Genomic DNA, 9,716 nt, shown 5'->3' with positions numbered 1-9,716 from the left:
TTAGGGAGCAACACCATTCGCACTACTTGTTTTGTATGGTCTTAGGACGGTGATAATGGGTCGTTTTTAGGGTGTAACACCATTCACGCTACTTGTTTAGTGTGGCCTTAGGTGGGCGATCATGGGTTGTTTTTAGGGAGTAACACCTCATACACTCGCTGTTTTTTACGAATCAAAGTGGCTGTTTAGGGAGTATTTCTAAGGTTTCAAACAGACTATTAGTCGCCGTTTGTCCACGAGATAAAATCGGCATTAGAGGGTGGTTTAGGGCTTATTATTGGAAGCATCAACCTATAAATTCCCACTTTTCACTAGCCCCTAATAGGCGTTAGCGTGTGGCTTTAAGGCATAACAACCTTTATTTCCACTGCGTTTCACAAGATATGAGCAGTACTTAGGGCCTACAATGGGGGGGCATCAACCCATTAATCTCCGTTTGTCACCAGAATAAACAGCGTTCGCGAATGTTTTAGGCATGACATCGCACACACTCGCTGCTTTTCACAAGATATAGTCAATGTTTAGTGCCATCATTGGGGTCATCAGCCTATCATTCTCCGCCTATCACTAGAAAAGTTGGCATTAGAGGGGTGTTTTAGAGCATAACGCCCCACATATCCGCCACTTTACACGAGAAATGGGTAGGTATTTTGGAGTTTTTTAGGTTGTTCTCTCATGATACATTCAAATTTTGGGCTTGCAAACAGCCTGTAAGAGCCTGTTTGCTAAGCAAACTCCATCAGGCATCCGTCGCGCGCAGTAGTTGGCACGGCGAATGCGTGTTGTGCACAGTGAGTAAATGTATGCTGCATTCTTACCCACAAACTATTGCATCTAATACATAAAGGAAGCATCAAAAACACCTTGTTGAAACAGAGCTATAAGTAAGTCTGCACCTTAATCGGCCAGTAAAATACACTTCAACTTCTACCATCCCTGCTTTCAGGATAGAACGATTCCCATGTTCGGTCATCGTAAAAGATACGTATCTCCGTAACCTTACGTTGTGGTTTTTCAATCACTTTCACTTCAACTCGCTCGGGTTCTCTGGGAGCTTGTACCACTTTTGGGGCAACTGCTGGCTGTTCGTTAAATAACGAAGGACTAGCAGCAGGCGTGTCAAAGTTTAATTGAGGTTCCTTATCAGGGATTGAATGGGTAGTGGGGGTATTGTTAGCAGCCCCCGTTTCGTCTAAGTACATCTCACCCTTACCAAAGATTAACCAGTCGGTTGAAATCTTCGGAATTTTATCTTTAATAGCCTCGACTATATTGAGGGTGGGTTTTGTGCGTCCGTTAAAAATACTACTAAGTGACGCAGGCGACATTCCAATAGAGAGAGCAAAGGTCTGTTGACTCATGTGCTGGCTCTCCATAACCTTCTTTATTCTATCTTTCATACCCTTATTTTTAGTGTAAGAGGCCTTTTAAGGCCTTTTCGCGTTGATTTTACAAAGGTAAAACAAATTTCGTATTGCTGCAAATTTCTAAACAACAATTTAGTAAATAAAATGTTAGGTTTGTAAATCTAAACCATATAAATATGTAAACATGCGTGTGCCTATAAGCGATCTACATTTACAAATCAAAATAAGGTTACCTAAACCAGGTATATAATAAGGTTTAACGAAAAAATGAATTTTATTGGTTATTAGGCCATTATAAGCGTATAAAAGGGCAATATTGCCTAAAACATGGGCTTTTTGAGGCCTAAAAGGGGGTTTTTAGAGGTATAAAGGCTAGAAAACGTCTACAAATAGCTGAAAATCACGTAAAAATAGGCATGTATATTGCAATGAATAAGTATTCATTTAGATTTTGAAATGTAATTCATATGGTTTAGCTATGTAAACATGGGACTTATAACTTCTTTCTCTATTTTACAAAATCAAATATAAACAGTTATACATTTGTAAAACAAGAGAATGATTTACATATCAAAACCCAGAAAACCCCAAACTAATATTTGTTAATTGTAAATTGAAGTAAGCCGAAAATGCAAAAACAGAACGAGAATTGATTATTCTGAAACAAGGGTCGAATTGCTTTCAAATTCGCGAGTATTTTGGAGGTTAAAATGGGCTAACTTCTTGATTTATTTGGAAGTTAGCCAAAAAAAAGTGCCTCTCAGAGACACTTATTCTAGAACGAAAAAGGGCCGAAAAAGGCCATTTTTAGTGCAAAATAAAGAAGATTAGCTCTTTCATAAGGTCGCCAACAGGGGTATTTGGGTTATCTAACCCCTTAGATTTAGCGTCAATCTCTCTTATCTTATGAATAATGTGCATTGTCTTCATGGCCGAGTAGTTTCTCATCCCCACCATAAAGTCTTTCACACCCCACACCGATTTCAAATCGAGAAACTTTGCAACCTCTGTTTCGTTGTTTTTGTTTGGTGCGTAATAGGCAATCAACAAGTTTTGGAAGAAACTGAAAAGCAAAGGCAAGAAGGCGAAGATTGACCCGGCCTTAGGGTTCTTATCGAAATACTGAATAATTTGGTTTGCCTTAAACACGTCGCGGTTTACGATGGCGTTTCGCAATTCGAAACCATTAAACTCTTTGCTAACGCCAATCTGTCGTTCCACGATGTCGGGCGTAATACGCAAGTCGTTTTCGGGTAGCGAAATCAAAACCTTGTCTAGCTCCGATGTCAGCCGATTCAAGTCGGAGCCAATATGTTCAGCAATCATGATGGCCGCCTTGTCTTCAACCGTTGCTTTCTTCGTGGCAAGATAGCCCTTAATAAAAGCAGGCAATTCGTAATCGCGTTTCTTCTTGCTTTCGAAAACAACGCCAATAGACTCGGCGCGAGCCAAAAGTTTCTTTCTTCTGTCGATGGTGCCGTTCTTATGGCAAAGCACAAGGATGGTAGTATTCACGGGATTTTCCAAGTATTTGGCCAAAGCATCTACCAATTTCAGGTTCTGCGCCTCTTTCACCATCACCAATCGCCGTTCGGCCATCATGGGATAAGCCTTACAAAGGTCGGCCACCTGCACCCCGTTGGTATCAACGCCAAAGAGGATGTCTTGGTTAAAGTCGCGCTCTTGCGGTTGCAACACCGTCTCTTCGAGCAAGCTTGCAATCTTGTCTATATAATACGACTCTTCGCCCATGAGCACATATACGGGCGAAAAGTTTCGCGCCTTAATGTCTTTAATGATGACTTCGGGGCCAAGCGCGTTTCGTTTTTCTGCCATGAAAGGTTCTTGTTAATGGATGAGTGCGGGGCAACAAGTTGCTAAAACCACCTCGTCGCCCACATATTTTTAGTAACTTTGCACCATAAGGCATACGGCAAACTGCGACAAGGCTGTCTTGCCGCACCCTTACCGATAAGCTTTATTGTGCTTTACACTGCAAAGATAACAAAATGTATTCACTAAACCTACCCTCGTATGCAATAAAAGTGGGAGGCACGAAGGCGCGCCCCACTGTGTTCGATCCACTTCGCGGCAAGTACGTTGCCCTTACTCCCGAAGAATGGGTAAGGCAGCATTTCGTCAATTACCTTATTCATCACAAGGGATATCCGCAGTTGCTGATGGCCAACGAGGTGGCGTTGAGCATCGGCGACAAAAGCCTTCGAGCCGACAGCGTGCTGTACGACCGCGACTTGAAACCCCAAATGATTCTCGAATATAAGGCACCCACCATCGCACTTACGCAAAAGGTGTTCGACCAAATAACCGTTTACAACATGCTTTTGCACGTAGACTATCTCGTGGTGAGCAACGGACTGCAACACATCTGCTGTAAAATGAACTACACCGACAACAGCTACACCTTCTTACCCGCCCTCCCACACTATACCGAAATATAGTTGCGCGCGTACATTATATATAATACACACATGAACATCATTGCTTTCTTAAAGAAATGGACGTTGCCCAGCGGTCTTGTTATCGGTGCTGCGGTCTACCTTTTGTTTTCGCGCATCGCCCCACTTCAACCCATTGGCAACGTGGTTGGCCCCTTTTTGGTGAAACTTCTCCCCGTGGTTATCTTCGTGATGCTTTATATCACGTTCTGCAAAATACAGCTGGGCGACCTCCGACCGCGAGCCTGGCACTTCATACTGCAAGCCATTCGCATTGTTCTTTCGGGCTTATTGGTGTTGGCCATCTTACATACCACCAACCCAATGGCCAAGCTTGTGCTCGAAGGATCCTTCGTTTGCGTAATCTGTCCCACAGCGGCAGCGGCTCCCGTTATCACCGAACGGCTTGGCGGTAGCATCGCCTCGCTCACCATCTACACTATCCTAGCCAACGTGGTTACGTCGGTTATCATCCCCTTGTTCTTCCCTATGGTTGAGAAAAGCGCAGACATCACCTTCCTAACAGCCTTTGTCATGATACTACGGCGCATCACATTCGTACTCATCGTGCCCCTTTGTCTGGCCCTACTCACACGAAAATTCCTGCCGAAAGTGGCTGCACGAATCAAGGAAACCAAGAACTTAGCCTTTTATCTTTGGGGGTTCAACCTCTCAATCATCATGGGACTAACCATCCGCAACATCCTCGCCACCCAAGTTTATGGCACGATTTTGGCTCTACTTCTGTTGTTGCCCCTCGTCATCAGCCTCTTGTTGTTTTCAATTGGCAAAGCCGTGGGCTATCGTTATGGCGACAGCATCAGCGCCGGACAAGCCTTGGGACAAAAGAACACCGTTGTGGGCATATGGCTCACCATCGCCTTTCTCAATCCAATAGCGTCCATCGCACCTTGCGCTTACGTGGTTTGGCAAAACCTTATCAACGCATGGCAGCTGTGGTATAAGCAGAAGTACGGCACGCTGAAATGGTAAGACGGTGCGCCGAGGGTGCAATACACATTCTAAATGACAACATATAAAGACTTACACTTATGGCAATAGGAAAATGGATTGGCGGATTTTTGGGCTTTATCGCCGGCGGACCGCTTGGCGGATTAGCAGGATTGGTACTCGGCGCACTCTTCGACGTGGGGCTAGACCAAGTTAACGAGCCCGATCGCAATGGACAACCCTGGAATACGGGCGGCTCAACAGCCAACTTCTACCAACACAACGCCTCTGCCAGTCAACAACAGCGGCAGCAAGGCGAACGCAATTCGTTCCTCTTTTCGTTACTGGTGCTCTCGGCATACATCATTCGTGCCGACGGCAAAGTGATGCACTCGGAAATGGAAACCTTACGTTCCTTCTTGCGAAGGAACTTTGGCGAGGTGGCCGTAGAGCAGGGCGACAGCATCATCCGCAACATTTTCGACCAGCAAAAACAAATGGGCGCAATGGCTTTCGAGGGCATCATACGCGACAGTTGCTTTCAAATTGCCGCCCACATGAATAGCGCACAGCGTCTGCAACTGCTTAGTTTTCTGGCCGAATTGGCCAAAGCCGATGGGCGAATCGACCCCAGCGAGGTGAATGCCCTTCGCAATTTGGCGCAGTGGTTGGGCTTCGATGCGCGCATTCTCGACTCGATGTTCAACCTCGATAAGCACGACACGCATTCGGCATACAAAGTTTTGGGAATATCGCCCAACGCTACAAACGACGAAGTGAAGGCTGCTTATCGCAAGATGGCCCTGCAACACCACCCCGACCGCGTTGCAACTTTGGGCGAAGACATACGTTTGGCGGCCGAAAAGAAGTTCAAGGAGATTAACGATGCCAAAGAAAGGATATACAAGGAACGCGGAATGTAAAACAGCTGTGCGACGAAACGCCCATCTAATATAAAGATGCAGAGCCGAAAAACGCATCAGACAGGTGTCGACTGCCAATAACGAGGAACGCACATAACACGCCCAAAACCAACAACATAGCCCAAAACACATCGTAACCACAAGTTCGTCACACACAAACAGATTGCATTTAACTGCTAATTTTTGCTAACAAAATGTTGCTGTTTCATTTTAAACTCGTACATTTGCGCCGATAAAATCACTATTTCAAAACAAAAACAAAAAGTAAGAAGTATGAAAAAGATCATTTTCAGCGCAGCTCTTTTCGTTGCTGCAATAGGATTTGCTAACGCACAGAGTGAAGGAACAGCCAAGAAATGCGACAAGGCTAAGACCGAACAATGCGACAAAGCAGGTAAGAAGGGCTGCTGCAAGAAAGACGCTGCCGCCAAAGAATGCTGCAAGAAAGACGCTGCTTGTAAAGACAAGAAAGAGTGCAGCAAGAAGAAATGCGATAAGGCCGCTAAGCAAGACTGCAAGAAAAACTGCGACAAAAAGGCCAACAAGTAAGCTCGTACAATAACCTGCTTACACAGAAATTAAAAGCTAGCTGGCCAAAATTAAGTAGCCACTAGCCAACAACAAAACAAGCTCCATACACGCCTCGTGGTTGTGTATGGAGCTTATTCTTTGTAGGGCTACGCTGAATTTAGCGCAAAAGATGTGCAACAAGGCCTGTGTATAAAGCCTTCTCTTTATAAAATACGCAACAAATAGCCCTCGGAAATAGGTGCAAAGTGGCGTAAATCGACTTGATTTTAACGCGTTAGCAGCCTAAATCAAAAAGACTTTAATGTCTAGTCTGAAAGTGCTATCGCCTAGGTACTACCCTTTCACGATAAACTCCCAACGCGCAAGTCCTCACTTCCTCGCGCCTATTCCGTCTCTTCTTTTGTTTTTCGGATGGCGCGTTTGCGCTTAGGTTTCTCGGCAGCAGCCGACTTATCGTTTTTAACGCCAGCCAATTCTGGGTCTACGATGATGCGTCCGCAATACTCGCAAACGATAACCTTCTTGTGCATCTTCACGTCTAGCTGTCTCTGTGGCGGTATTTTGTTGAAGCATCCGCCACAAGCGTCACGTTGAACATACACAATACCTAGTCCGTTGCGTGCGTTTTTACGAATTCTCTTGAAACTGCTCAGCAGTCGCGGCTCTATTTTCGTTTCCAAGTCACGTGCCCTATCGCGCAGTTTTTCTTCCTCTTCTTTCGTTTCAAGCATAATTTCGTCCAGCTCATTACGCTTTTGGTGCAAGTCGCGTTCGCGGTCATATATTTGTTGTCCCGTAACACTCAGTTCGCGTTCGCACTCATCAATCTTCACAAGTGCTTCCTTTATTTTCTTGTTGCACAACTCTATTTCAAGCGTTTGGAACTCAATTTCCTTGCTCAGCGTGTCGTACTCGCGGTTGTTCTTCACCTCGTCAAGCTGTCTGTTATAGCGTTCCACGCTAGCCTCAGCCTCAGCAATCTCAGCCCTTTTCTGCGAAATAGCCCTGGAAAAGTCGTCAATTTCCCTGCGAATTTTGTCTTCGCGTATGTTCAGACCTTCAATCTCGTCTTCCAAGTCCTGCACTTCCAAGGGCAATTCTCCCCTCAGCGCACGTTTCTCATCAATAGCCGAGAGCGTTGTTTGCAACTGGTAGAGCGCTTTGAGTTTCTCTTCCACCGACAGTTCGGTAATTTCTTTCTTTGCCATAACTTATAAATAGATGATGGGATTGGTGTTGGTCTGCGTCAGAATGCACTTCACGCCCTGGCACCTTTCCTCGATTATTGTTTTAAATATCTCGTTCGTAAACTGCTCGCTTTGGTAATGCCCAATCACTGCAATTTGTATTTCCTGTTCATGATCAAAGTAATCGTGATAGTGCATCTCACCCGTTACAAAGGCGTCTGCCCCTGCTGCGATGGCGTCTGCTAACAAAAAAGCCCCAGACCCGCCGCAAATGGCCACCTTACTGATAGGGCGGCGCAGCAGCTGGTTGCACATTACGCACTCCACATCGAACGTTTTTTTAAGCAAAATCACGAAATCGTCGGCCGCCAAAGACTGTTCAAACACACCCATCACGCCCGATGCTCCTTCAACACTGATGCTTTCGCCCTTGTCGTTAAAGCTCTCTACACGCTTTCGCGCCCCAAAAAAGTCTGCATTTAGCAGTCCCATTTTCTCGGCAATCTTAAAGTTCACGCCGCCTCGTGCATTGTCAATGTTGGTGTGCAAGGCAGCAATGGTAATGTCGTTCTTTATAGCCTTCATCACCGTTCGCTGAACGGCATTGGCATCCGACACTTGTGCCAGCTTACGAAAGATAAGCGGATGGTGTGCAACAATCAAGTTGCAACCCTTGGCCACAGCCTCATCCACAATCTTCTCAGTCACGTCAAGACACAATAAAGCCCCTGATACTTCCGCCTCTGTCAATCCAACCTGCAAGCCGGCATTATCAAATCCTTCTTGCAGGGGCAGGGGCGCGAATTGTTCAAGGGCACGTAGCACTTCCTTTATTTTCACGCTAACTTAGCTTTATGTTATTGAAGTGCAAAGTTACTAATTTCTACTGACATGGCAAAATATTAGGGCGTAGTTAACAGGTCTTCCTGTTAACAATGGGTCTTTACCAGCTCTTACCAATTGTCCAGGCAACTCGTCGCCTCCACTTCGTCCTCCACCTTATTGGGCAAAGTGGGGAAAAAGTCGATGCCCGTGATGCGTTCCACCTCGTCGATGGTATTCACGTAATAGCTTTTAGGGCGGTCGTCCCCTTCGTTGCGATAAATAAAACCAATAGCTTTTGGTTGTCCTTCCATACACAGCACCACCTTAAAGAAAGCCTCTGGCACCGTTACCTTGTTTTTTCCTATGGTTTTATGTTCGCCTTTCATCAGTATAGGCCCCGCAACGATGTAGATACAACCATACTTTTTAGCCCATTTCCTACACTGGCTTTCCAACTCTTTCCAATCACCAACGTTCAGCTTATGGTCTTGCGGACATATATTAGTGAGCAGAAACGATTGCTTTTGCGCAATAGCATCCCAACAATTGTCTGCCGAGGGGCAAAGGTGTCCGCGGTCGTAGCCGCTTTTCACGTAGTCAGCATCAACGGCTCTTGGCTTTGGCACCTCCTTGTCCTCTTGAAACCTCATTCCCTTACGTTCGTTGGCGCCTTCTGTATGCTCGGCCGTTAGTTTCCATGCCACCCAGTTGGGTATTCTCAAATCGCTGTTATACGATGCCATGTAAGCCACGCGCTTCAACAGTTGTTCGGGCCTATCAGTTAGTTTTCCAGGAACTTCAAGTGGCCCCAAACCTTTCCTCTGCACCCAAGTACACTTGTGCACAACCGTATCTCGAACACTGTCTTCCCCTTCATACAGCCGCTGTTTAGCTACCTGCTGTCCTTGAAGAGGTTGCACACCCACTATCGACTTGCCGCTTTTTACGGGTTGCAAGCCAAAGGCCGACAAATAAGTAAAGGCAAATAACGCCAGATAAAATACTTTTCTCGTTTTCATATTTACTTCAAGTTTTCATAAGTGTGCAAATTTACTAATTAATTCGCATAAAACACCAGTTTCGCACTACACAAATCTTCCTTATCCACAACACAAAAAGCACTAGCACAACGAGCCAGCACACATTTCAAGAAACAAAAAGAAACCATAAACACCAGTGGGAGCAGGCAAACGACGAACTAAATGAAAACGCTTGTCAACCATTAAACCTATCAGCCTGCCGAGTTTTTGTAATCTTTTCGGCGCAAATTTTAACATTATGAGTGCCCTTTTCGGCTACCAATTGCCTGTCTTGCCGCAAAAAATCGATTCTCGCGAAGGTTTGCTTTGATGCCAAAAGGGGTTAGTTATATATGCAGGCAAACTGAATATTCATTCTATAAAATCGCCTTCCGTACCAGTTTTTGGACTATTTGCGGCAACATGTACTGCAATTTGCTGCAAAACGCAGTGCAAT

The 9,716-nt window shown here is 45.3% G+C and carries 9 protein-coding genes; 4 read left to right on the top strand and 5 right to left on the bottom strand.

Going from position 1 to position 9,716, the window contains the following annotated elements; translation table 11 throughout:
* Positions 1–920: 920 nt before the first annotated feature.
* Positions 921–1,400, bottom strand: a complete 480-nt coding sequence (locus HMPREF2955_RS13535) for a helix-turn-helix domain-containing protein (RefSeq protein ID WP_070723948.1) — start codon at positions 1,398–1,400, stop codon at positions 921–923.
* A gap of 774 nt (positions 1,401–2,174) precedes the next feature.
* Positions 2,175–3,203, bottom strand: coding sequence for a DNA polymerase III subunit delta (gene holA / locus HMPREF2955_RS13530; RefSeq protein ID WP_070723947.1), 1,029 nt, complete (start codon positions 3,201–3,203; stop codon positions 2,175–2,177).
* A gap of 173 nt (positions 3,204–3,376) precedes the next feature.
* Between holA and HMPREF2955_RS13525 the strand changes: the two genes are divergently transcribed.
* The 4 genes from HMPREF2955_RS13525 (at position 3,377) to HMPREF2955_RS13510 (ending at position 6,246) form a co-directional block, all read left to right on the top strand.
* The gene (locus tag HMPREF2955_RS13525) at positions 3,377–3,826 is read left to right on the top strand and encodes a type I restriction enzyme HsdR N-terminal domain-containing protein (protein ID WP_070723946.1); all 450 of its coding nucleotides are present in this window, start codon (positions 3,377–3,379) and stop codon (positions 3,824–3,826) included.
* 30 nt (positions 3,827–3,856) lie between these two features.
* Positions 3,857–4,816, top strand: a complete 960-nt coding sequence (locus HMPREF2955_RS13520) for a transporter (protein ID WP_070723945.1) — start codon at positions 3,857–3,859, stop codon at positions 4,814–4,816.
* Positions 4,817–4,875: 59 nt separating this feature from the next.
* Entirely contained in the window at positions 4,876–5,697 is an 822-nt protein-coding gene (locus tag HMPREF2955_RS13515; protein WP_070723944.1) for a DnaJ domain-containing protein, read from the top strand.
* A gap of 273 nt (positions 5,698–5,970) precedes the next feature.
* Positions 5,971–6,246 (top strand): hypothetical protein, encoded by a 276-nt coding sequence (locus HMPREF2955_RS13510; protein ID WP_070723943.1) that lies wholly within the window; start codon positions 5,971–5,973, stop codon positions 6,244–6,246.
* 365 nt (positions 6,247–6,611) lie between these two features.
* Here the strand turns inward: HMPREF2955_RS13510 and HMPREF2955_RS13505 are convergent, their stop codons facing one another.
* The 3 genes from HMPREF2955_RS13505 to HMPREF2955_RS13495 all read right to left on the bottom strand — a co-directional run bounded on the left by HMPREF2955_RS13505 (position 6,612) and on the right by HMPREF2955_RS13495 (position 9,259).
* Complete coding sequence (locus tag HMPREF2955_RS13505) at positions 6,612–7,436, bottom strand: zinc ribbon domain-containing protein (protein ID WP_009229345.1); 825 nt, start codon at positions 7,434–7,436, stop codon at positions 6,612–6,614.
* Between the two features lie 3 nt (positions 7,437–7,439).
* Positions 7,440–8,255: a Nif3-like dinuclear metal center hexameric protein gene (locus HMPREF2955_RS13500; RefSeq protein WP_070723942.1), complete on the bottom strand. Its 816-nt coding sequence runs from the start codon at positions 8,253–8,255 to the stop codon at positions 7,440–7,442.
* 113 nt (positions 8,256–8,368) lie between these two features.
* A complete protein-coding gene (locus HMPREF2955_RS13495; protein WP_070723941.1) occupies positions 8,369–9,259 on the bottom strand; it encodes a DNA/RNA non-specific endonuclease in 891 nt (296 codons plus the stop codon).
* Positions 9,260–9,716 lie beyond the last annotated feature (457 nt).

It is taken from the genome of Prevotella sp. HMSC073D09 (assembly GCF_001814145.1).
Classification (GTDB): domain Bacteria; phylum Bacteroidota; class Bacteroidia; order Bacteroidales; family Bacteroidaceae; genus Prevotella; species Prevotella conceptionensis.
This window is presented reverse-complemented; position numbering and strand designations above follow the sequence as displayed.